This is a genomic window from Methylobacterium sp. WL19 (genome assembly GCF_008040005.1).
In the GTDB taxonomy this organism is placed as follows: domain Bacteria; phylum Pseudomonadota; class Alphaproteobacteria; order Rhizobiales; family Beijerinckiaceae; genus Methylobacterium; species Methylobacterium bullatum.
The window spans coordinates 22671-45234 of record NZ_VRVC01000025.1; the positions used below are offsets into that span (position 1 = coordinate 22671).

Annotated in this window: 19 protein-coding genes, 2 pseudogenes and 2 riboswitches; of the genes and pseudogenes, 18 read left to right on the forward strand and 3 right to left on the reverse strand. The window is 68.6% G+C overall.

Annotation, left to right across the window (positions count from 1 at the left end; translation table 11 throughout):
• Positions 1–51 precede the first annotated feature (51 nt).
• Together gltA and gltX are read right to left on the reverse strand one after the other, a co-directional pair.
• Positions 52–1341: a citrate synthase gene (gene gltA / locus FV220_RS07340; protein ID WP_027172387.1), complete on the reverse strand. Its 1290-nt coding sequence runs from the start codon at positions 1339–1341 to the stop codon at positions 52–54.
• Between the two features lie 229 nt (positions 1342–1570).
• Complete coding sequence (gltX, locus tag FV220_RS07345) at positions 1571–2998, reverse strand: glutamate--tRNA ligase (RefSeq protein ID WP_147830436.1); 1428 nt, start codon at positions 2996–2998, stop codon at positions 1571–1573.
• Between the two features lie 178 nt (positions 2999–3176).
• On the opposite strand from gltX, the pseudogene FV220_RS07350 reads away from it, so the two are divergent.
• Positions 3177–4055: pseudogene (locus FV220_RS07350) on the forward strand (DUF4131 domain-containing protein); the annotation flags it as partial.
• 216 nt (positions 4056–4271) lie between these two features.
• On the opposite strand, the gene arsH reads toward FV220_RS07350, so the two are convergent.
• Positions 4272–5018: an arsenical resistance protein ArsH gene (arsH, locus tag FV220_RS07355; protein ID WP_147708260.1), complete on the reverse strand. Its 747-nt coding sequence runs from the start codon at positions 5016–5018 to the stop codon at positions 4272–4274.
• A gap of 47 nt (positions 5019–5065) precedes the next feature.
• Between arsH and FV220_RS07360 the strand changes: the two genes are divergently transcribed.
• From FV220_RS07360 to FV220_RS07440, 17 genes and pseudogenes are all read left to right on the forward strand, one after another.
• A complete protein-coding gene (locus tag FV220_RS07360; protein ID WP_147708344.1) occupies positions 5066–5413 on the forward strand; it encodes a metalloregulator ArsR/SmtB family transcription factor in 348 nt (115 codons plus the stop codon).
• Positions 5413–5838, forward strand: a complete 426-nt coding sequence (gene arsC / locus FV220_RS07365) for an arsenate reductase (glutaredoxin) (RefSeq protein WP_147708262.1) — start codon at positions 5413–5415, stop codon at positions 5836–5838. Before FV220_RS07360 ends, arsC begins: the two co-directional genes overlap by 1 nt.
• Before the next feature lie 36 nt (positions 5839–5874).
• Complete coding sequence (locus tag FV220_RS07370; protein ID WP_147708264.1) at positions 5875–7170, forward strand: arsenic transporter; 1296 nt, start codon at positions 5875–5877, stop codon at positions 7168–7170.
• Between the two features lie 7 nt (positions 7171–7177).
• On the forward strand, positions 7178–8350 hold the full coding sequence (locus tag FV220_RS07375; protein WP_147708265.1) for an MFS transporter: 1173 nt from the start codon (positions 7178–7180) through the stop codon (positions 8348–8350).
• 173 nt (positions 8351–8523) lie between these two features.
• Positions 8524–8910, forward strand: coding sequence for a metalloregulator ArsR/SmtB family transcription factor (locus tag FV220_RS07380; protein WP_147708266.1), 387 nt, complete (start codon positions 8524–8526; stop codon positions 8908–8910).
• Positions 8907–9887: an arsenic resistance protein gene (locus tag FV220_RS07385; RefSeq protein WP_147708267.1), complete on the forward strand. Its 981-nt coding sequence runs from the start codon at positions 8907–8909 to the stop codon at positions 9885–9887. The genes FV220_RS07380 and FV220_RS07385 overlap by 4 nt, the downstream gene beginning before the upstream one ends.
• 10 nt (positions 9888–9897) lie before the next feature.
• A pseudogene (locus FV220_RS26010) lies at positions 9898–10119 on the forward strand (MFS transporter); the annotation flags it as partial.
• 56 nt (positions 10120–10175) lie between these two features.
• On the forward strand, positions 10176–10571 hold the full coding sequence (locus FV220_RS07395; RefSeq protein ID WP_147708345.1) for a hypothetical protein: 396 nt from the start codon (positions 10176–10178) through the stop codon (positions 10569–10571).
• An 82-nt stretch (positions 10572–10653) separates the two neighbouring features.
• Positions 10654–11049, forward strand: a complete 396-nt coding sequence (locus FV220_RS07400) for a FixH family protein (protein WP_056220820.1) — start codon at positions 10654–10656, stop codon at positions 11047–11049.
• Positions 11046–12551: an efflux RND transporter periplasmic adaptor subunit gene (locus tag FV220_RS07405; RefSeq protein ID WP_147708268.1), complete on the forward strand. Its 1506-nt coding sequence runs from the start codon at positions 11046–11048 to the stop codon at positions 12549–12551. Before FV220_RS07400 ends, FV220_RS07405 begins: the two co-directional genes overlap by 4 nt.
• On the forward strand, positions 12548–15706 hold the full coding sequence (locus FV220_RS07410; RefSeq protein WP_147708269.1) for a CusA/CzcA family heavy metal efflux RND transporter: 3159 nt from the start codon (positions 12548–12550) through the stop codon (positions 15704–15706). The genes FV220_RS07405 and FV220_RS07410 overlap by 4 nt, the downstream gene beginning before the upstream one ends.
• A 51-nt stretch (positions 15707–15757) precedes the next feature.
• Positions 15758–15970: riboswitch (cobalamin riboswitch) on the forward strand.
• A gap of 147 nt (positions 15971–16117) precedes the next feature.
• A complete protein-coding gene (locus tag FV220_RS07415) occupies positions 16118–18070 on the forward strand; it encodes a TonB-dependent receptor (RefSeq protein WP_246689400.1) in 1953 nt (650 codons plus the stop codon).
• A gap of 83 nt (positions 18071–18153) precedes the next feature.
• Positions 18154–18939: an ABC transporter substrate-binding protein gene (locus FV220_RS07420; RefSeq protein ID WP_246689402.1), complete on the forward strand. Its 786-nt coding sequence runs from the start codon at positions 18154–18156 to the stop codon at positions 18937–18939.
• The gene (locus FV220_RS07425; RefSeq protein ID WP_147830441.1) at positions 18936–19970 is read left to right on the forward strand and encodes an iron ABC transporter permease; all 1035 of its coding nucleotides are present in this window, start codon (positions 18936–18938) and stop codon (positions 19968–19970) included. Before FV220_RS07420 ends, FV220_RS07425 begins: the two co-directional genes overlap by 4 nt.
• Positions 19967–20785, forward strand: coding sequence for an ABC transporter ATP-binding protein (locus FV220_RS07430; protein WP_147830443.1), 819 nt, complete (start codon positions 19967–19969; stop codon positions 20783–20785). Before FV220_RS07425 ends, FV220_RS07430 begins: the two co-directional genes overlap by 4 nt.
• Positions 20760–21722: a hypothetical protein gene (locus FV220_RS07435; protein WP_147830444.1), complete on the forward strand. Its 963-nt coding sequence runs from the start codon at positions 20760–20762 to the stop codon at positions 21720–21722. Before FV220_RS07430 ends, FV220_RS07435 begins: the two co-directional genes overlap by 26 nt.
• A gap of 2 nt (positions 21723–21724) precedes the next feature.
• The gene (locus FV220_RS07440; RefSeq protein WP_246689401.1) at positions 21725–22267 is read left to right on the forward strand and encodes an AAA family ATPase; all 543 of its coding nucleotides are present in this window, start codon (positions 21725–21727) and stop codon (positions 22265–22267) included.
• A 96-nt stretch (positions 22268–22363) separates the two neighbouring features.
• Positions 22364–22563: riboswitch (cobalamin riboswitch) on the forward strand.
• Position 22564 lies beyond the last annotated feature (1 nt).

Here is a 22564-nt window from a genome sequence, read left to right on the forward strand (position 1 = left end):
TCCGCTCTCGGAAACCAAGATTGGATACGGCGGAGAGTCTGAACCCGAGTATCAGCCGCGCTGGCCGATGGGCACGTATTCGCGCTTGTCCGGGCCGATATAGAGCTGGCGCGGGCGCCCGATCTTCTGCGAGGGATCCTCGATCATCTCGGCCCATTGGGCGATCCAGCCCGTGGTGCGGGCGAGCGCGAACAGCACGGTGAACATCGAGGTCGGGAAGCCCATCGCCTTGAGGGTGATGCCGGAATAGAAATCGATGTTCGGGTAGAGCTTCTTCTCGATGAAGTACTCGTCCTTAAGGGCGATCTGCTCGAGCTGTACGGCGACTTCGAGCAGCGGATCGTCCTTGATGCCAAGCTGGCTGAGAACCTCATGCGTCGTCTTTTGCATGATGCGGGCGCGCGGATCGTAGTTCTTGTAGACCCGGTGACCGAAGCCCATCAGACGGAACGGGTCGTTCTTGTCCTTCGCTTTGGCGACGTATTTCGCCACGTTGTCGGGTGTGCCGATCTCTTCCAGCATCTTGAGCGCCGCCTCGTTGGCGCCGCCATGCGCAGGCCCCCACAGGCAGGCGATGCCGGCGGCGATACAGGCGAAGGGGTTGGCGCCCGACGAGCCGGCCAGACGCACGGTGGAGGTCGAGGCGTTCTGCTCGTGATCGGCGTGGAGGATGAAGATCCGGTCCAGCGCGCGTGCGTAGATCGGGTTGACGACGAACTCCTCGCACGGCACCGCGAAGCACATCCGCAGAAAGTTCGAGGTGTAATCGAGGTCGTTCTTCGGGTAGACGAAGGGCTGACCGATTGAATACTTGTAAGCCATCGCCGCGAGCGTCGGCATCTTGGCGATCATGCGCAAGCTGGCGATCATGCGCTGCTTGTCGTCCGAGATGTCGGTCGAGTCGTGGTAAAACGCCGACAGCGCGCCGACGCAGGCGACCATGATCGCCATCGGGTGGGCGTCGCGGCGGAATCCCTGGAAGAAGCGGTTCATCTGGTCGTGCACCATGGTGTGGCGCGTGACCCGGTAGTCGAAATCCGCCTTCTGGGCGGGCGTCGGCAATTCACCGAACAGCATCAGGTAGCACGTCTCGAGGAAGTCGCCCTGCTCGGCGATCTGCTCGATGGGATAGCCGCGATACAGGAGGACGCCGGCGTCGCCGTCGATATAGGTGATCTTCGATTCGCAGGACGCGGTGGAGGTGAACCCGGGATCGAAGGTGAACATGCCGGTCTTGGCGTGGAGCTTGCCGATGTCGATGACGTCGGGTCCGATCGTACCGGTCTTGATCGGAAGATCGACTTGGTTGTCGCCCACGGAGATCGTGCTGGTGGCGCTCATGGAGACGTGGACCCTTTCTTGGCAGAAGGCAGACCTTGGCAGAGGGTAGCGCCGGCCCGAATGGCGACATCCGCCACTTCGGACCGGCGCGCACGAACAGGCTTTTGCTGCAGGTGCTCACACACCTATCGGGTTAGCGGATCGGCACACCGCCTACAACCGATCCCCCTCGCCACTCGGCCGCGCAAGCGAAAACCGGGCCGATCTGTCACCCGTCGAGCGTCTGTGATCAGGTCGAGGATGCCTGATCTCCGAGGCGCCCCAGACACTCCTCGCGTCCGAGCACGGCCATGACGTCGAAGACCGGCGGAGAGGTCGCGCGCCCCGTGAGCGCGGCCCGCAATGGCTGGGCGATCAGGCCGAGCTTGAGCGCGTTTTCCTCGGCAAAGCGGCGCACCGCGCCCTCCGTGCTGGCCGCGTTCCATTCCGGCAGGTCGGCGAGGGCCGGCAGGATCGCCGCGAGACGCTGGCGAGCTTCCTCGCTCAGGAGGGCCTTCGCCTTGTCGTCGAGGCCGAGGGGACGCGACGCGGTGAGGTAATAGGCGCTGTCGAGGAGGTCCACGAGGGTCTTGGCGCGCTCCTTGAGACCGGGCATCGCCGCGCCGAGCTTGGCACGAAGCTCGGGCGACAAAGCGGTGGGCAATCCGCGATCGGGAGCGAGCACCGGAAGGATCGTCTCGATCGCATCGATCAGCACGGCATCGTCCGCCCCGCGAATGTAGAGCCCGTTGAGATTCTCGAGCTTCGCGAAATCGAATCGGGCAGCCGAGCGGCCGATCGACTTCAGGTCGAAGGCGGCGATCATCTCCTCGGTCGAGAACACCTCCTGATCGCCATGGCTCCAGCCCAGGCGGACGAGGTAGTTGCGTAAGGCCGAAGGCAGGTAGCCGAGGTCGCGATAGGCGTCGACACCGAGTGCTCCGTGACGCTTCGACAGTTTGGCGCCGTCAGCCCCGTGGATCAGCGGGATATGCGCCATGATCGGCGCGGACCAGCCGAGCGCGTCGTAGATCTGTCCCTGCCGGGCGGCGTTGGTGAGGTGGTCGTCACCGCGAATCACGTGGGTCACGCCCATGTCGTGATCGTCGACGACGACGGCGAGCATGTAGGTGGGGTTACCGTCGGAGCGCAGCAGGACGAGATCGTCGAGATCCTTGTTGGCCCAGGTCACGCGGCCCTGGACCTGATCTTCCACCACCGTTTCGCCGTCGGACGGAGCGCGCAGGCGGATCACCGGCTTAACACCGGCCGGTGCCTCGGCCGGATCGCGGTCGCGCCAGCGGCCATCGTAACGCATCGGGCGGCCTTCGGCGCGCGCGGCCTCGCGCATGGCGGTGAGCTCGTCCGGCGTCGCATAGCAGTGATAGGCGTTGCCCGAGGCGAGCAGGCTTTCCGCGACCTGGCGGTGCCGATCCGCGCGGGCGAACTGGTATACGACGTCTCCGTCCCAATCCAGGCCGAGCCAGCGCAACCCTTCGAGGATCGCGTCGATGGCGCCCTGGGTGGAGCGCTCCCGGTCGGTATCCTCGATCCTCAGCAGCATGCGACCGCCGAAATGGCGGGCATAGAGCCAGTTGAAGAGCGCCGTGCGCGCTCCCCCGATATGCAGGTACCCCGTGGGGGAGGGGGCAAAACGCGTAACGACGGGTGACGACATCGGGCGGCTAAACTTGTGCGTGAAGGTGGGAGGGCGGATCGACCGGCCCGGATCGGCGCATGTAGCATGCGTTTGCGGTGACGTTAAGAAAACGTGGCGCCGAGTCGCGAGGCGGAGGCGGTGCCGCTCGTGCGGGCTCTCTCCAAAAGGGTGAGCCCTGAGGGAGACGCAGCGGCAGATGGCCCAGGCCAGCGCGCGAGCAAAGGGCGCGACGTTTTCGGGCCTGGCCCGTCCGCGATCCCCGTCGGCTATGGTAGAGGCGGCAAAACGCTGGTTCGCCGGCGGGCTCGCGGAGGAATCCGAACAGCGCCGCCTGTTTCCGTGGCTCGCCGTCGCATTCGGCCTCGGCATTCTCGTCTGTTTCACCGCCACCAACGGCGAGCCATCGCTGGCGGCACCGCTCCTCGTGGCGCTCGCCCTCTCGGCCGCCGTACCGTTCCTCGGTTCAAGGCCCGTCGCCCTCGCTCTGGTTCTCGGACTCGCCGCGTCCTTCCTCGGCTTCTCGGCCGCTGTGTTGCGCCTGCGGATCGTGGCGGCGCCCGTCCTGGCCCGGACGACCATCGCGCCGCTCACAGGCCTTGTGGAAGCCCTCGACGAGCGGGAGGTCGGTGCGCGGCTCATCGTCCTCGTGGAGAGTTTCGGCACCCTGACGCCGGATCGCCGGCCGACGCGGGTTCGCGTGTCCTACAAAAAGGCGCTCACCCTGAAGCCCGGCGATTACATCTCGGCGACGGCGCGGCTCCTGCCCCCGCCCGAGGCGGCCCGGCCCGGCGGATACGATTTCGCGCGCGATGCCTACTTTCGCGGGATCGGCGCCGTCGGCTCTCTCGTGGGCAAGATCGAGGTGAAGCCTCCGCCGAGACCCTTGCCCTGGCAGGTCTCGCTCGCCGCTGCCGTGGACGATGCGCGCAACGCGCTGACCCGGCGGATCACCGATGCCAATGGCGGGCAGGCCGGCGCGGTGGCCGCGGCCCTGGTGACGGGCAAGCGCGGCCTCATCAATGCCGAGACCAACGATGTCCTGCGCGCGGCGGGGATCTACCACGTGGTCTCGATCGACAGGGTTGGCCGGCATTCCCCGGACGCATCGCTTCTCGTGTCGCCACGCCGTCGTTCGACGCCTGAGTGCCGCCCGGTGGCCTTCCCCGCGATCGTCCATGGATGGGTCGGACTTCAGGCAAGCCCAGGCTTGGGGATTTCGACAAAACCAATCTTGTCGTAAAACTCGAACAGGTCGACGCCGTCGCCGAACCTGCCACCGTCGGTCGGTGGTTCAGCGCCTGACGAAGCCGATGTCTACGGCGACGGCCTTGAGCCGCTCCGGCTCGCGCTCCTTCCGCTCCGAGTAGCGGTCGACGAGGTCGTCGGACCGCTCGCGGGTAAGGAGCGTGAACTTCATCAGTTCCTCGCAGACGTCGACCACCCGGTCGTAGAGCGGTCCCGGCTTCATCCGGCCGGCGTCGTCGAACTCCTTGTAGGCCATCGGCACGGATGACTGGTTCGGGATGGTGATCATCCGCATCCAGCGCCCGAGGATGCGCAGGCCGTTGACCGCGTTGAACGACTGCGACCCACCCGAGACCTGCATCACGGCCAGGGTCCGCCCTTGCGTCGGACGCACTGACCCTTCCGAAAGGGGGAGCCAGTCGATCTGGCTCTTGATGACACCGGTCATGGCGCCGTGCCGCTCGGGGCTGACCCAGACATGCCCCTCGGACCAGATCGAGAGGTTCCGGAGCTCCTGGACCTTGGGGTGGTCGGCGGTGCTGTCGTCGGGCAGGGGCAGCCCGTGCGCGTCGTAGATCCGCACGTCGCCGCCCATCGCCTCCAGAAGGCGCGCGGCCTCGTAGGCGAGGAAGCGGCTGAACGAGCGCTCCCGGAGCGACCCGTAGATGATCAGGAAGCGCGGGGCGTGGGCGAACGGCGTCGCCACCTCCAGGTCGGCGCTCGTCGGGACGACGAAGTGTCCCTCGCTCAGGTTCGGCAGGCCGTCGGCGAAGGGCTGTCGGGGCTTGTCCAAGGAACGTCTATCCTCTACGTTTCAATGATGGTTGAGATATTGACATGATGATGGACGAACGGCAAGCCGTCGCCGCCTTCGCGGCCCTGGGGCAGGAGCATCGCCTGCGCATCGTGCGCCAACTCGTCACCGCCGGGCCGGACGGCATGGCGGCCGGTATCCTGGCCGAGGCGGTCGGCATCTCGGGCACCAACCTGTCGTTCCACCTCAAGGAGCTCAGCCATGCCGGCCTCGTCACCTCGCGCCGGGAAGGCCGGTCGATCATCTACGGCGCCGCCTACCCGGACCTGTCCGAGCTCATCCAGTTCCTGATGCGCGATTGCTGCCAGGGCCGCCCCGAGGTCTGCGCCCCGGCCGTCGCCGCCCTATCCGCCTGCTGCACGGAGACCGCCTGATGGACGTCGTCATCTACCACAACCCGGATTGCGGCACGTCCCGCAACACCCTGGCACTGATCCGCAACGCCGGCATCGAGCCGCACGTCGTCGAGTACCTGAAGACCCCGCCGAACCGGTTCCTGGTCCGGCAACTCGCCGAGCGCGCCGGCATCACCGTGCGCGACCTGCTTCGGGAGAAGGGGACGCCCTACGCCGAGCTCGGCCTCGCGGACCCGAACCTCACGGATGACCAGCTTCTCGATGCCATCGCCGAGCACCCGATCCTGCTGAACCGGCCGCTGGTGGTGAGCCCGAAAGGCGTCTCGCTATGCCGCCCGTCAGAGGCGGTCCTCGACCTCCTGCCGGCCCAGCAGGGCGAGTTCGTCAAGGAGGGCGGCGAACGCGTCGTCGACGAGCACGGGCGCCGCGTCGCCACCGCCTGATCCATCCCCAGCCACCAAGAATAAGAAACGGTCCGGATGCTCGCGCTCGCCATCTTCGTCGTCACCCTCGTCTTCGTCATCTGGCAGCCCAAGGGGTTCGGGATCGGGTGGAGCGCCCTCATCGGGGCCGCGGTGGCCCTGGCCACCGGCGTCATCCACCCGGGTGACATCCCGGTGGTCTGGCACATCGTCTGGGACGCCACCTTCACCTTCGTGGCGCTGATCATCATCTCGCTGCTGCTCGACGAAGCCGGCTTCTTCCACTGGGCGGCGCTCCACATCGCCCGCTGGGGCGGAGGCAGGGGGCGCCTGCTGTTCCCGCTGGTGATCCTACTCGGCGCCGCCATCGCGGCAGTGTTCGCCAACGACGGCGCCGCCCTACTGCTCACACCCATCGTGCTGGCCATCCTGCTGCGGCTGGACTTCAAGCCGGCGGCCGCCCTGGCCTTCATCGTGGCCTGCGGGTTCGTCGCGGACTCGACCAGCCTGCCCCTGGTGATCTCGAACCTGGTCAACATCGTCTCGGCGAACTTCTTCGACATCACCTTCAGCCGCTACGCCGCCGTGATGGTCCCGGTGAACCTCGTCTCGCTCGCCACGACCCTGGTGGTCCTGTGGCTGTTCTTCCGGCGCGACCTACCGGCGACGTACCCGGTGACCGAGCTCGAACCGCCGCGCCACGCGATCAAGGATCCGCTGGTGTTCAAGGCAGCCTTCCCGCTCCTCGGCCTGCTGCTGGTCGCCTACTTCGTGACAGCCCCGTTCGGCGTGCCGGTCTCGGTGGTGACCTGCGCCGGCGCCGTGGTGCTGCTGGCGCTGGCCAGCCGGAGCCGCGTCATCCCGATCCGCAAGGTGCTGGCGGGCGCCCCCTGGCAGATCGTCCTGTTCAGCCTCGGAATGTACCTCGTCGTCTACGGCCTGAAGAACGCCGGCCTGACCGATTACCTGGCCCAAGGCCTCGCCTGGCTTTCGGGCCACGGACCGTTCGTCGCCACCATCGGCACGGGGGTCGCCGCAGCCATCCTGTCCTCGGTCATGAACAACATGCCGAGCGTGCTGGTGGGCGCGCTGTCGATCCAGCAGGCCCCGGACCTGTCGCCCCTGATGCGCGAGCTGATGGTCTACGCCAACGTCATCGGCTGCGACCTCGGCCCGAAGTTCACGCCCATCGGCAGCCTCGCCACCCTGCTCTGGCTCCACGTCCTCGACACCAAGGGCCAGCACATCACCTGGGGCCAGTACATGCGGGTCGGCCTGGTCATCACCCCGCCGGTGCTGCTCGCCACCCTGGCGGCGCTGGCCCTCTGGCTACCCGTGCTCGGCGCCCGGTAGCGATCCGATGGCCCCGGCGCGCCGATGGCCCGTGATCTCGGCCCTGGGCGTGGTTCAGATCCTGACCTGGGGCTCGTCGTTCTACCTGCTGTCGGTGTTGGCCGCCCCGATGTCGGCGGACACGGGGTGGCCCTTGGGATGGGTCATCGGCGGCCTGTCCCTCGGTCTCCTCGTTGCGGGCTTGGCCTCGCCGCGGGTCGGCACCTACATCGGCGAGCATGGCGGGCGCCCCGTCCTGGCCTTCGCGTCCGTCGCCCTCGCCGTCGGCCTTGCCATCCTCGGTCTGGCGCCGAACCTACCGACATATCTCGGAGGCTGGCTCCTGATCGGCCTCGGCATGGGCACCGGACTGTACGACCCCGCCTTCGCCACCCTCGGTCGGCTCTACGGGGCCGAAGCAAGGCCCGCCATCACCACGCTGACCCTGTGGGGCGGCTTCGCGAGCACGGTCTGCTGGCCCCTCTCGGCCTTCCTGATCGAACAGGTGGGCTGGCGCGGGACCTGTCTCGCCTATGCCGGACTGCACCTCTCGGTCACGCTGCCGCTCGTCCTGATCGCGATCCCCCGGCCCCCCGCACATCCGATCACGCGACCCGTAGGCCCAAGCCCCGTCATTCGGCTCGATGGTCGGGAGCGGCGCGCCTTCCTCTTCATGGCGGGGGTCCTCACGCTGGGCGGCACGGTGATGGCCATGGTCTCGGTGCACCTCATCACCCTGCTTCAGGCCCGTGGGGTGGCTCTTACCTCGGCCGTGGCCTACGGCGCCCTGATCGGACCGGCCCAGGTTGGGGCACGCATCGTCGAGATGGCCGGAAAGGGCCGGCACCATCCGCTCTGGACCCTGACGGCGGCGATGGTGCTGGTCGCCATCGGGGTTGCGATGCTTGCCGCAGGACTGCCCGTGGTCGGGCTGGCGTTAGTCCTGTACGGGGCGGGCAACGGGATCTACTCGATTGCCCGGGGAACGGTGCCCCTGGCACTGTTCGGACCCGAGCGTTACGCCCCGCTCGTAGGCCGGCTCGCCCGTCCGGGACTGGTGGCTCAGGCGCTCGCCCCCTCCATCGGAGCCGTGGTCCTAACCCACGCAGGCGCGGATACGACCTACGTCCTCCTGTGCGTCCTCGCTGTGGCGAATGTCGCGCTTGCCCTGGCCCTGTGGCGCGTCCGGTCCGAGGCCTAACAGGTCGACGTCCGCCTCCGACGTTCGCGGCATCCGATCCCGATCAGACCGATCGCCTTCCGTCCGGGGACGAAGCGGTCTCGTCGGCGAGCGTGGACTGGCTAGGCGGCTCTTGCCCTCGACCCATTCCGAGCCTAATGACGCTTAAACGTTTCCATAACGGTTTAAGTGACGTGGACGAGAAGCAAGCCCTCGACGGTTTCGGAGCCATCGCCCAGGAAACCCGTCTTCGCATCGTCCGCCTGCTGGTCACTGCCGGCGCGGACGGGATGGCGGCCGGGGCCATCACCGAGGCCATCGCGGGCGCCTCGGCGCCACGCATCTCGTTCCACCTCAGCCACCTTGAGAACGCCGGGCTCGTGGTCAGCCGCCGGGAGGGGCGGTCGATCATCTACAGCGCGGTGTTCACCGCCCTGTCCGACCTGGTGGCCTTCCTGATGCGCGATTGCTGCGAGGGACACTGCGAGGTCTGCGACCGAGCCATCGCCCTGTTCGCCCGGTGCACCGGTCGGCCCCAGCAGGTCGCTCAGCCATCCAAGATCGCCTGTGAGGAAGCATGACGGGCCTGCGCGACACCCTCGAAGGCAACCAGATCGCGATCTACTTCGCGGCCATCGGCGCGGCGGCGCTGATCGCCCTGACGCTGCCCGGCACCACGGCCCTGGAGGTCGGGATCAATCCGGCCCTGGCGCTGATGCTGTTCGTCACCTTCCTGCAGGTGCCGTTGCCGGAACTCGGCCGGGCCTTCACGCGGGTCCGCTTCCTGGCGGCGCTCCTCGTCACGAACTTCGTGGTGCTGCCGATCCTGGTGGCTGGCCTGATCCAGTTCCTGCCCGCCAATCCGATGCTGCGGCTGGGCGTGCTCATGGTCCTTCTCACGCCGTGCATCGACTACGTCGTGACCTTCGCCCATCTCGGACGGGCCGACGCCAAGGTGCTGCTGGCTTCCACCCCGGCGCTGCTGATCGCGCAGATGCTGCTGCTGCCGATCTATCTGAACGTCTTCCTCGGCGAGGATGCCGCCAGGTTCGTCCAGGTCGGTCCCTTCGTGCACGCGTTCGTCTGGCTCATCGCGGTTCCCCTCGGACTTGCTGCGGCCGTGCAGATCTGGGCCGGACGCCGCCCGGCCGGGCAACGGGTGATTACGGGCCTCGGGCTCCTGCCGGTGCCGGCGACGGCGCTGGTCCTGTTCGTGGTGATCGCGTCCGTCCTGCCCCAACTCGGACCCGCCCTCGACGATGCCCTGCGGGTGGTTCCTGTCTACGTCGCCTTCGCGGTGGCGGCTCCCTTGATGGGCTGGGCGGTCGGGCGCGCGTTCCGCCTCGACGCCCCCACGGTGCGGACGTTGGCCTTCAGCGCCGCCACCCGCAACTCCCTGGTGGTCCTGCCGCTGGCCTTCGCCGTCCCCGGCGCCGTCCCGCTGCTGCCGGCCGTCATCGTCACCCAGACGCTGGTCGAGCTCGTGAGCGAGCTCGTCTACGTCCGTGTCATGCCCAGGCTCGGCCGAACGTCGGCGTTGCCGGTCCCGGCCGTCTAGGTCGGCCCCGATGATACGGCGGAGCGTACCCGTGATCCCGCATCGCCACCGTCTCGTGGTGATCCCTGCCCTTGGCTCGATCCAAATCCTGACCTGGGGGGCCTCGTTCTACCTGCTGTGCATGCTCGCCAACCTAATATCGGAGGACACGGGGTGGCCTCTGAGATGGGTCATCGGGGGCCTGTCCCTCGGCTTCCCCGTCGCGGGTTCGGTCTCTCCGCGGGTGGGGCTTTCGTCAGGTAGTCCCTGTCCCTTCCGCGCCGACACGCGATGTGGCATCGTCCGTTCGTGACCTTCTGGCTCGCCCTTCGGCGCCTGCTCCCGCTTATGGCGGTACTCGGCCTCGCCCTTGCGCCGGTGACCGCTTCCGCGGCCGCCGCGGGCATGCGCGCGCCGATAGCCGTTCAGGGGCACGCCATGGCGGCGCCCGACGAGGCCATGGACGACATGGCCGGGATGGCCATGGACGAGATGCCGTGCTGTCCCAAGGAGCGGCCGGACTTGCCCGACTGCTCGAAGGTCTGCCCCTTGATGGCGCTCTGCCTGGCGAAGGTCGCCACCGGGCTGCCGGTGGCCCTCGGACTTCCGGGCCGCGTCGCCGGCGTCGAGGGGCCGACCTGGGGCGGCACCGCCTCCTTCGACAGCCTGTCGCAAGGGCCGCCCACCGAGCCTCCCCGAGCCTGAATTCGATGCCGCCGGCGCCTGCGCCGGTCGATCCCGCGCGCCTGAAGGCCCGGGTCACATCATTTTCAGGAGATCAACGACCGTGTCCAAGACATCGTTTTCGCGCGCCCTGACGGCTGCGCTGCTCGGCCTCGCCCTGACCGCCGCGGCCCGGGCCGACACCAAGGACTACGAGTTCCAACTGGTAAAGGACGAGGCCAAGCAGGGGGAGGCCATCCTCGATGTCCGCCTCGTCGACAAGCGCACGTCCAAGCCCGTGCCGAACGCCGTCATCTTCGCCAAGCGCATCGACATGGCGCCCGACAGCATGGAGGAGATGACCTCGAAGATCGAGCAGCTGCCGTCGCCGGAGCCGGGCCTCTACCGGTTCAAGGCGAAGCTGACGATGGCCGGTGGCTGGCGCCTCTCGCTCGGGGCCAAGGTCCAGGGTGAGACCGGCACCGTCGAGAACAAGCTGGTGTTCAAGGCCACCAAGTGAGCCGGACGGCATGGGCCGCCGGGACCCTCGCCGCGCTGGCGGCGGGGGTTTTGGGATTTGGCGCGGGGCATGAGGGCAGCCCCGTGCCGGCGCTCGTCCAGCAGGCGCGGACCGGGTTCGCCCATTGGCTGCCGGGCACGCCCCGGCCGGCTTCCCCGATACAGGCATCGGACGCGGCGAAGGCGACGGGACCGGTCGTCTACTATCAGGACCCGGACGGGAAGCCGGACTACGCCTCCGAGCTGAGGCGCACGGCGGACGGTCGCGACTTTCGCGCCGTCCGCGCCAGCGAGGACGTGCGCTTCGACGAACCCGACGAGGCGGAGGCGATGCCCGACGCCGGGCACGGCGACATGGCCATGGGTCAGGCCACGATGCCCGCGAGCGCCCGCAAGGTGCGGTTCTACCGCAACCCGATGGGCCTGCCGGACACCTCGCCGACCCGCAAGAAGGACTCGATGGGGATGGACTACCTCCCCGTCTACGAGGGGGAGGACACCGACGACGGCACCGTAAAAATCTCGCCCGGCAAGCTCCAGCGCACCGGGGTCCGGACGGCGGTCGTCGAGCGACGCGTCCTGTCGATGCCTGTGCGCGCGCCGGGCGCCATCGAGGAGGACGAGCGCCGGATCTCGGTCATCGCGATGCGCACCGACGCGTTCATCGAGAAGGTTGAGGCCGTCACCACCGGCGACCACGTCCGCAAGGGTCAGCCACTCCTGCGCCTATTCTCGCCGGAGATGAACGCGGCCGCCGCGCAGTACCTCACCGGCATCGGCTACGAGGGCGCCCGGCGCCGCCTGGAGAACCTCGGCATCCCACCCGAGGTCATCGACGAGATCGAGCGCACCAGGAAGGTGCCCTCCACCATCACGTGGTCGGCGCCCCGCGACGGGGTCGTGGTCGAGCGCAACGTCTCGGACGGCATGCGCGCCAAGTCCGGCGACACCCTGTTCAAGCTCGTCGACCATTCCAGGGTCTGGGTCCTGGCCGACGTCACCGAACGCGACCTGGCTGCCGTGGCGGAGGGCCAGACGGCGACCGTGCGCGCCCGGACGTTCCCGGACCGCGTCTTCACCGGCGCGGTGACCCGGATCTACCCGCACCTCGCCATGGGGACCCGGACCGCCCGCCTGCGCATCGAGCTGCCCAACCCGAACGGCGACCTGCGCCCGGGGATGTTCGCCGACGTGACGATCGCCACCGGCAGCGACAGGCCGGTGGTGGCGGTGCCCGACGACGCGGTCATCGACACCGGCACCAGGCAGATCGTCCTGCTGGACAGGGGAGAGGGTCGCTTCGAACCGCGGCCGGTCAGGCTCGGCACCCGCGGCGACGGCTACGTCGAGATCCGCGACGGCATCGTCGCCGGCGACCGCGTGGTGACCTCGGCCAACTTCCTCATCGATGCCGAGAGCAACCTGAAGGCGGCGCTGCAGGGGCTCTCGGAACCCAAGCCCGATCCCGGGCCGCAGGCCGCCGCCGAGGGGAAGGCGCCATGATCGCCCGCCTCATCGCCTGGTCGGCCCGGAATCTGGTGCTGGTGCTGATCGGGACCGTCTTCGCGGTGGGAGCCGGGCTCTACGCCCTGAGGACCCTGCCGCTCGACGCGATCCCGGACCTCTCGGACGTCCAGACCATCGTCTACACCGAGTACCCCGGGCAGGCGCCCCAGGTCATCGAGGACCAGGTCACCTACCCCCTGACCACCGCGATGCTGACGGTGCCCCGGTCGAAAGTCGTGCGCGGCTTCTCGTTCTTCGGGGTGTCGTTCGTCTACGTCATCTTCGAGGACGGCACCGACCCGTACTGGGCCCGGAGCCGGGTGCTCGAATACCTGAACACCGTGGCCAAACGCCTGCCGGCCGGCGTCACCCCGACCCTGGGACCCGACGCGACCGGGGTCGGCTGGGTCTACCAGTACGTCGTGGTCGCCAAGGAGCGCACGCTGGCCGAGCTCCGGTCGCTGCAGGACTGGGTCGTCCGCTTCGGGGCGTCGCGGGCCGAGGGCGTGGCGGAGGTCGCCGGCGTCGGCGGCTTCGTGAAGCAGTACAACGTGGTCGTCGATCCGAACCGGTTGCGGGCACAGGGCATCACCCTGTCCAAGCTCCGGGAGGCGATCCGGTCGAGCAACGCCGACGTCGGCGGCCGTACCGTCGAGCTCTCCGAGTTCGAGTTCGTCGTCCGTGGCCGCGGCTACCTCAAGAGCGTCGCCGACATCGAGAGCATCGTCCTGAGGACGGAGGCGGGCACACCCCTGCGGGTGAAGGACGTGGCTCGGGTCGAGCTCGGTCCCGACGAGCGCCGCGGGATCACCGAGATGAACGGCGACGGCGAGGTCGCCGGCGGGATCGTCCTGCAACGGTTCGGTGCCAACGCCCTGAACGTCATCGAGAACGTGAAGGCCCGGCTTTCCGATGTCGCCGCCAGCCTGCCCGAGGGCACGGAGATCCTTCCGGTCTACGACCGCTCGCACCTCATCGAGGCGGCCATCGAGACCCTCAAGGGCACGCTGATCGAGGAAAGCGTCATCGTAGCCCTCGTCTGCGTCGTGTTCCTGCTCCACGTCCGCAGCGCGCTGGTGGCGATCCTGATGCTGCCGGTCGGCATCCTCATGGCGTTCGCGGGCATGAAGGCCCTCGGGCTCGGGGCCAACATCATGAGCCTGGGCGGCATCGCCATCGCGGTGGGCGCCATGATCGACGCCGCCATCGTGATGATCGAGAACGCCCACAAGCACCTGGAGCGGGCGGACCCCGGCAAGCGCCGGGTCGAGATCCTGATCGAGGCCGCAAGCGAGGTCGGGCCGTCGCTGTTCTTCTCGCTCCTCATCATCACCGTGAGCTTCCTGCCGATCTTCACGCTAGAGAGCCAGGAGGGCCGCCTGTTCGGTCCGCTGGCCTTCACCAAGACCTTCGCCATGGCCGCGGCGGCGGTGCTGTCCCTGACACTCGTCCCGGCGTTGATGGCTTTATTCGTCCGGGGCCGGATCATTCCGGAGCACCGCAATCCGGTGAACAGACTCCTGATCTGGATCTACCGACCGCTCATCGCAGGCGTCCTGCGGGCGCGGGTGCTCACCATCCTGTTGGCCCTCGTCGTCCTGGCGGCGACGGCATGGCCGGCGAGCCGGCTCGGCTCCGAGTTCATGCCCGACCTCGACGAGGGCACCTTGATGTACATGCCGACCACGCTGCCGGGCATCTCGGTGACCAAGGCCGGGGACCTGCTCGCCACCCAGGACAGGATCATCAAGTCGTTCCCCGAGGTCGCCTCGGTCTACGGCAAGGCCGGTCGGGCCAACACCGCGACCGACCCGGCGCCGTCCGAGATGTTCGAGACCATCGTCAACCTGAAGCCGAAGGCGGAGTGGCGACCCGGGGTCACGACGGCGAGCCTGAAGGCCGAGATGGACGCCGCGCTCCAGTTCCCCGGGGTCTCGAATGCCTGGACCCAGCCGATCCGCGCCCGCATCGACATGCTCTCGACCGGCATCCGTACGCCGGTCGGGATCAAGGTGCTGGGGACGGACCTTTCCGAGATGGAGAAGGTCGCCCGCCAGGTCGAGGCGGTGGTGAAGGCGGTGCCGGGCACGTCGAGCGCCTACGCCGAACGGGTGCAGGGCGGCTACTTCCTCGACATCACCCCCGACCGCGAGGCGCTGGGCCGGTACGGGCTGACCGTCGGCGACGTGCAGGACGTGATCGGGATGGCGCTCGGCGGCGAGAGCGTCACCAACACCGTCGAGGGCCGCGAGCGCTACACCGTCAACGTACGCTACCCGCGCGCCTTCCGCTCCGACCCGCGCTCCATCGCCTCCGAGGTTCAGGTGCCGATCCCGGGTGGGGGCACGGTACCGCTCGGTGAGGTCGCCAAGGTTCAGTTGAACCGTGGCCCGACCCAGATCCGGACCGAGAACGGGCAACTCGCGGTCTTCATCTACGTCGACGTCGCCGGTCGCGACCTCGGGGGCTACGTCGCCGAGGCGCGGGCGGCGGTCGCCAAAGAGGTGAGCCTGCCGCAGGGTACCCTCGTGCAGTGGAGCGGTCAGGTCGAGTACCTCGACCGGGCGACGGCCCGGCTCAAGGTCGTGGTGCCGCTGACGCTGCTGATCGTGTTCCTGCTGCTGTACCTCAACTTCCGTCGACTGACCGAGACCCTGATCGTGATGCTGTCGCTGCCGTTCGCGCTCGTCGGCGGGGTCTGGCTGATGTGGTGGATGGGCTTCAACCTGTCGGTGGCGGTGGCCGTCGGCTTCATAGCACTGGCAGGCGTCGCGGCCGAGACCGGGGTGATCATGCTGGTCTACCTCGATCATGCGCTGGCCGAGATCCGGGCCGGATGCGACCGCGCCGGACGGGCACTCACCCGTGCCGACCTGCGGAGGGCCATCATGATCGGCGCGGTGGAGCGGGTGCGTCCGAAGATGATGACGGTGGTCGCCATCATGGCCGGGCTCCTGCCGATCCTGTGGAGCACCGGATCGGGCTCTGAGGTTATGCAGCGGATCGCGGTCCCCATGATCGGCGGCATGGTCTCGTCGACCGTCCTGACCCTCGTGGTAATCCCTGCGGTCTACGGCCTGGTGAAGGGCTGGGGACTGCCGCGGTCCGAACCGAATGCCATCGACCCCGAGGCCCGACTTGTAACGTTATGAACACACAGGGCGGAAAACCCCGAAGCGACATTGACGCTGGGCCATTCCCTCAGGTCCTGTATGTCCGACGGTTCCTCCCCGGAGGATCAAAAGGGAACGCGGTGAGGATGAGGTCCGAAAGGGCCTTCCCGAAGCCGCGGCTGCCCCCGCAACTGTAAGCGGCGAGCCCATCATCAACACGTCACTGGGTCTTCGGGCCTGGGAAGACGATGAGAGGGCGGTGACCCGCGAGCCAGGAGACCTGCCGTCAGTCGTGGTCACACGCGAAACGCATCGGGCGGGGTGTCCTGATGGGTGTCGAGGCGCCCGGCTGCCCTAACGGCAGGCAAGCGCCCAGGCCTCGTTCGCGGTGACGTGCCACAGACGTCGCCCGAGGCTTGTCCCGTGTCCTTTCCTTCCCGAACCGCGTGCTTGCGCACGCTCGCGCTCGCCTGCGCCGCCCTTTCCGGTCCCGTGCTCGCGCAACAGGCCGCCGCCCCCTTCGCCGATGTCCCGCGCGGGGCCGAGGCGGCCGTCACGCTCTCCGAGCTTTCCGTCTCCGCCACCGGCGTGCCGACGCCCGTCGACCAGGTCGGATCAAGCGTCACCGTGCTCACCGCCGCCACCCTGGAGGCCCAGCAGCGCCGCACCGTCCCGGATGCCCTCCAGCAGGTACCGGGCCTCAACGTCGTGCAGACCGGCGGCCCGGGCGGTCAGACCTCGGTGTTCATTCGCGGCTCGAACTCGAACCACGTGAAGGTGCTCATCGACGGCATCGACGCGACCGACCCGTCGAACCCGAACGGCTCCTTCGACTTCGGGCAACTCCTGACCGACGACCTCTCCCGCATCGAGGTGCTCAGGGGTCCCCAGAGCGGCCTCTATGGCAGCGACGCCATTGGAGGCGCGGTCTCCTTCACGACGAAGCGTGGCGAGGGACCGGCCAGGGCCACCGCGCGGATCGAGGGCGGCTCGTTCGGTACCTTCAACCAAAGCGGCAGGATCAGCGGGTCGGAGGACGGCTTCGACTATTCGGTCTCGATCCAGCACTTCCGTGCGGCCGCGACGCCGGTGACGCCGCCGAACCTCGTCCCGCTCGGCCGGGCGATCCATCCGAATTTTTACGACAACGAGACCGTCTCGGCGAAGTTCGGCTACCAGTTCACCGACACCTTCCGCATCAACTCGGTGACGCGCTTCATCAATTCCCGTCTCCTATTCACGGGAACCGACTACAGCACCTTCCCAGCCTTCCCGGCGGCGTTCCGGAGTGCCGCCGACGTGCAGCAGGTCTTCACCCGCAACGAGGCCGAGTGGACACCGTTCGCTGGGTTCCACAACCTCTTTGCGATCAACTACTCGAACTTGTTCAACAGACAGCAGGGCCCCCTCGACCCCCTTGCGACGCCGGACGCGACGACGGGCCTGGGCGAGCGCACGCGCTACGAGTACCGCGGGGACTACCAGCTCTCGCCCGGCAACCTCGTCCTGTTCGGCGCTCAGCGTGACGACGAGAGCCTGTCGACCACCGACCCGAGCCCGTTCGGGGCCGGCAACTTGCGGGCGAGGAACGGCAACACGGCCGGCTACGGGGAGGTGCAGCTGACGCCCTTCGAGCGGGCGTCGTTCGTTGCCAACATCCGCCACGACGAGAACGACGCCTTCGGGCCGGCCACCACCTTCCGCGTCGCGCCGAGCTACATCCTGCCCTTCACCGAGACCCGGATCAAAGGCAGCGTCGGCACCGGCTTCAAGGCGCCGACCCTGAGCCAGCTGTTCCAGAGCTTCCCGGCCTCAAACTTCTTCGCCAACCCGAACCTCAGGCCGGAGGAGAGCCTCGGCTACGACGCCGGCATCGAGCAGCCCCTGGGGGACCGCGTCCTCGTCGGAGCGACCTACTACGCTAACGATTTCAAGAACCTCATCACCTCGAACGCGACGTTCACTTCGAACGAGAACGTCGGCCGGGCCGAATCGTACGGGGCGGAAGCCTTCGTCGCTGTCCGGTTCTCCGATACCCTTACGGGCCGGATCGACTACACCAACACGGTGACCAAGAACGAGATCACCAACCAGGAGCTCCTGCGACGGCCCCGCCACAAGGGCAGCGCGACGGCCTTTTGGACCCCCCTCCCGGGCCTGACCGTCAGCGGGACCGTGATCGTGCTCGGCCACTTCGTCGACGGCAACCGCGACTTCTCGGTGGCCCGGCTCAAGAACCCGGGCTTTACCCTGGTCAACCTCGCGGTGAACTACGACGTCAGCGAGACGGTGAGCGTGTTTGGGCGGGTCGATAACCTGTTCGACCGCCGCTACGAGAACCCCACCGGCTTCCTCGGGGCAGGCCTCGCCGTGTACGGCGGCGTCCGCCTGACCGCGTTGTGAGACCGCCGATGGCAAGACGGTCCGGCTTCGCGGTCCTGACGGTGATGCTGGCGGTCAGCCAAACCTGGTCGATTGCCGGTAGGATGGCCGCCCCAGCATCCGGGGAACCCCGGCACGTCGTCTCGATGAACCTCTGCGCGGACGAGCTCGTCCTTCGGCTTGCCGACCGCGATCAGGTCGCCGCCGTGACCTACCTCGCTCAAGACCCGCGCGGCTCGACCGTCGCACGGGAGGCCGCCGGCATCGCGGTGACGCGCGGCCTGTCGGAGGAGATCGTCGCCCTGCGGCCCGACCTCGTCGTCGCCGGTGCCTTCACGACACGGACTACGGTGGGCCTTCTGAAGCGCGTCGGCTTCCCCCTTCTCGAACTCGGCGTACCCACCGACTTCGAGGGGGTGCGGGCCCAGATCCGGACCGTCGCCGCGGCCCTCGGGCACCCGGCGCGCGGCGAGGTGATGGTCGCGGACCTCGACGCGCGGCTGGCCCGGGTGATGCCGGCGGCCAAACCCTTGCGGGCCCTCGTGATGCGTCCGAACGCCTTCACGGTGGCACCCGGCAGCCTTGGCGACGCGGTGATCCGTGCCGCCGGCCTCGCCAACGTCGCCGCCGAACTCGGTCGCGACCGTTTCGGCCAGGTCCCGCTGGAAGCGGCGGCCTTGGCCGACGCCGACCTCATCGTCCTTGACGAGGGGGAGCCCGGCGCGCCGTCGCTGGCCGATGCCCTGCTGCATCATCCCGTCCTCGACACGCTACGCCGGCAGGGTCGCACCGTCTCGATCCCGAACCGGCTCTGGACCTGTCCAGGTCCGCAGGTCGCCGAGGTCGTGGCCTTGCTCGCTGCGGCGGCACACCAACGGGCGGCACGATGAACGCTCCCCTCCCGCCTCCCATGTGGGTCGACCGGGCGGTCGTCGGACCCCGCGCGGTCGTCTGGATACTCGGTCTGCTTGTGCTCGTCCTGACGGTCGCGTCCATCGCGGTCGGGTATGCCCCCTTCGACGTTCCGGAGGCGGCTGGCGACCTCATCGCCGGACGCGCGACCCTCCCGGCGCTGGTGCTCTGGGAACTGCGGCTACCCCGCGCCCTGCTCGGGGGCCTCGTGGGATTCAGCCTCGGGCTGACCGGGGCGGCGATGCAGGGCTACCTTCGCAACCCGCTCGCCGATCCCGGCATCCTCGGCATCTCCTCGGCGGCGGCCCTCGGAGCCGTGGTGGTGTTCTACGGCGGGTTCGCGGCCTCCTTTGCCCTGGCCCTCCCGCTCGGCGGGATCGCCGGCGCTGCGCTGGCAGCGCTCGCCCTCAACCTCCTCGCCGCCCGCGGCGGTACCACCCTGGGATTGATCCTCGCCGGTGTCGCCCTGTCGAGCCTCGCGGGTGCCATGACGGCGCTGGCGCTCAACCTGTCGCCCAATCCCTACGCGGCCCTGGAGATCGTGTTCTGGCTGATGGGGTCGCTCGCCGACCGCGGCATGGACCATGTCTGGCTCTGCCTGCCGCTGATGGCGGTCGGCTGGGGCCTGATGCTGTCCACCGGCCGTGCGTTGGATGCCCTGACGCTCGGCGAGGACACGGCGACGAGCCTTGGCTTCCATCTAGTCTCGGTTCGCCTGCGCCTGGTGACGGGGGCGGCGTTGGCCGTAGGCAGCGGCGTGGCTGTGAGCGGCGCCATCGGCTTCGTCGGCCTCGTGGTGCCGCATCTCGTGCGACCACTGGTCGGCGCACGCCCTAGTGCCAGCCTGTGGCCGAGTGGCCTCGCCGGGGCCGCCCTGGTCCTTGCCGCGGACTTGGGCGTTCGTCTCCTGGCGACGCGCCCGGAACTAAAGCTCGGTGTGGTGACTGCGCTCGTTGGGGCACCGTTTCTGATCGTGCTCCTCCTGCGTGAGCGAGGACGCGGCGCATGAGCCTCGCGATCGCAGCCCTCGATGTCCGCCTCGGCGGGCGTGCCATCCTGTCGGATATCACCCTGTCCCTGGAACGCGGGACCCTCGTCGGTCTGGTCGGTCCGAACGGCGCTGGCAAGACCACCCTCCTGCGCACCCTCGCGGGCTTGGTCGCCCCGACCAAGGGCCGCGTAAATCTCGACGGTATGCCGCTCAAGGGCATCTCCCGCGACGCGCGCGCCAAGCGCATCGCGGTGCTGTTCCAGGGCGCGGGGGCCGGTTGGCCGATGCAGGTGCGTGACCTCGTCGCCCTCGGCAGGCTGCCGCATCGACGCGCGTTCGGTGGCCTCGATGGGGCAGATCATGCCGCCATAAACCGAGCGATGGCACGAACCGACGTCGCGCGCTTCGCCGAGCGGACCGAACCGACCCTGTCCACGGGCGAGCGGATGCGCGTCTTGCTAGCGCGGGCGCTTGCCGTCGAAGCGGAGTGGCTTTTGGCCGACGAACCGATCACCGCCCTCGACCCTGCCCACCAGCTCGACGCCATGACGCTGTTACGGAACGTGGCCCTGGCCGGCACCGGCGTCGTCGCCGTCCTGCACGATCTGACCCTCGCCGCACGGTTCTGCGACCGGATCGTGGTCCTGGGTGCGGGACGCCTCGTCGCCGACGGACGCCCGGACGTTGCTCTTACGGATCGGCTGCTCGCCGACGCGTTCGGCGTCACGGCGTGCCGTGGGGCCGGACCGGACGGAACCGCCTATATCCTGCCCTGGAACCGTTCAGGGCCACATCCGGAGGACATCGATGCAGCCTTCCCCCACCAGCCCTGATGCTGTCGTGGCCCTCCTGCGCGAGGCACTGGCCGATCCGGGCACGGCCTGGAGCCTCGGCAGCTTCGGTGCCATCGCCGAGTTCATGCGCGATCCGGACGAGCCTGTCCTGGCCCTCCCTGACGATCGCCTAGGACTTGCGACAGCGCGCGGCGCCATCGCCCTGACGCCGAGTTCCGACCTGAGGCCAATCGCCTACGAGACCGCGGTCGCTTCGGGCTGGAACCACGCGGTCGCCCTCTGCCTGCCGGAAGCGACATGCACGATGAACCGCAGGACCGTGGTGACGGAACTCGGGCCCGACCGGAACGCCGCCCGGGTCGAGGATCGCGACGGCATCCTGTTCGACCTCGGCCTCGGCCTGCTCGCCGTGGATGCCTGTGTGCGGGTGCGCGATCCGGAGGCCGTCGAGCGGCTGCGGGCCGGCGTCGGCATGCCCCTGTTCGACCACGCCAACCCCATCGGGCCGCACCTCGTCGCCATGAGCCCGCACCGGGTGTTCCTGGCGCGGGTCGGTCGCGTCGAGGTCTATGCCCCGATCCCCGGGTCCGGCGGCACCAGCCCCGAGGGTCCGCACACGCACGTACTGCCAAAGCTCCTGCGCAGCGGTCGGACCCATGCCGCCACGACGCCGATCCCGGCGGGCTGGGTCCCCTGCGGAGGCCTGCACCCGGCGCACCCCTACAAGGACATGATGGGCGACCGCATTGCCTTCGATGCCGGCCGCTACGAAGCGTTCCAGGCGATGCTCGACCATTGGGGTGATCCGGAACTCGTGGCCATCAAGCGCGGCGGGCCCGAGGCGCCCGGCGGCACGGTGTCGACCCGCCACGCCCAGGGCGCACGCCGGGTCGCCGAGGCCCAGGCTCGTTACCTACGGGGCGAGATCATCGAGGGCTCGGCGAGCGACGACGAGGATGCGGAGGCGACGGCCTGACCGTGACCCGGACGGTGCCCGGCAGGAATCGTCCGGGGGCACCGCAGAGGGTGATCGGCCTGATCGGCTGCCCGGGCGCGGGGAAGACGACCTACGCCCGCCGCTTCGACCCTCTCGCCGGCTGGGTTCACCTCACCCTCGACGACTTCCGGCAGACCCTCTGGCCGCCGCACCGGCAGGTCTACTGGGAACTCAGGCAGGGCTCACATGACGATGCGGCCCGGGACCTCCTGCACCGGGTCAAGGAAGCAGCCCTGGATGCCGCCCTGACGAGCGGCTTCAGCGTGGTGATGGCGGACACACATCTCACCAGACCCGTGTTCGAGCGCGAACTCGGGATCGTCGCCCGACACGGGCTCACCGTGGCGTGGAAGGTGTTCGACGTGCCGTGGGAGGTCCTGAAGGCCCGCAACGACGAGCGCGGTCGCGTGGACCCGTCGCATCGCCAGCCGGATGAGGTCCTCCGGTTCACCTACGAGGTTTTCCAATCCCCGGACGCGTGGTGGCGTAGCTTGCCGCCGCAGCAGGTCGAGGTCCTGACCTGACGGACGGAGTGCGCGATCCGTCTTCCCAGGTGTTGCCGGCAGGGCATAACCCCTCGTGCATTGCACTTGGTCCGTTGACGGGCATGGGCGTCGGCATGTTAGCTCGGCCGTGACGGTTCCTCCCCGGAGGATCAAAAGGGAACGCGGTGCGGGGGTAGCCTCAACGCCGCGGCTGCCCCCGCAACTGTAAGCGGCGAGCCCTTCGCCACCGACGTCACTGAGCGGCCTCGCTCGGGAAGACGGTGAAGGGCAGTGACCCGCGAGCCAGGAGACCTGCCGTCAGTCGTGGTCACACGC